The sequence below is a fragment of the Arthrobacter sp. 10N44_2 genome (assembly GCF_056394385.1).
Map to the genome: position 1 here is coordinate 1 of NZ_JBFTHT010000055.1, position 407 is coordinate 407.

Sequence of the window (407 nt, forward strand, 5' to 3'; positions counted from 1 at the left end):
CTCCGAGCTGGCGGGCGACCGCTTCACCGTCAGCGAGATGACCATCGAGCCCCACGAATTCGACACCGGCACGATCCTCGGTTTCAACGGCACGACCGAGTGGGCGCTCGACTCGCTCGCGCTGGAGGACGCACTCTGGATCCCGCGCGAGGACCAGCTGCGGGAGCTGCTGGGCGGATCGTTCCGTCATCTCGCCCGCACGTCCGACGGCTATCGGGTGACCATCCTGCTGGCCGGAGAGGATCGGTACTTCGACGAGGAGGACGCCGCGACAGCCTACGGCCGCGCGCTGCTCTCGCTGATCGGGGCCGCCGTCTCCTGACGGGAAACGGGATGCCGGGGCGGGGCGAGGACCGCCGGCGAGAGCTCTGCGACGGCACGGCCGCCCGCGAGCCCGAGCGTGATGT

1 protein-coding gene is annotated in these 407 nt (G+C 70.5%); it reads left to right on the forward strand.

Translation table 11 applies throughout. From position 1 onward, the window contains the following. On the forward strand, nt 1–322 hold a 322-nt coding region (locus AC1DBX_RS20700), incomplete at its 5' end, for a hypothetical protein (RefSeq protein ID WP_476932674.1). Nucleotides 323–407 lie beyond the last annotated feature (85 nt).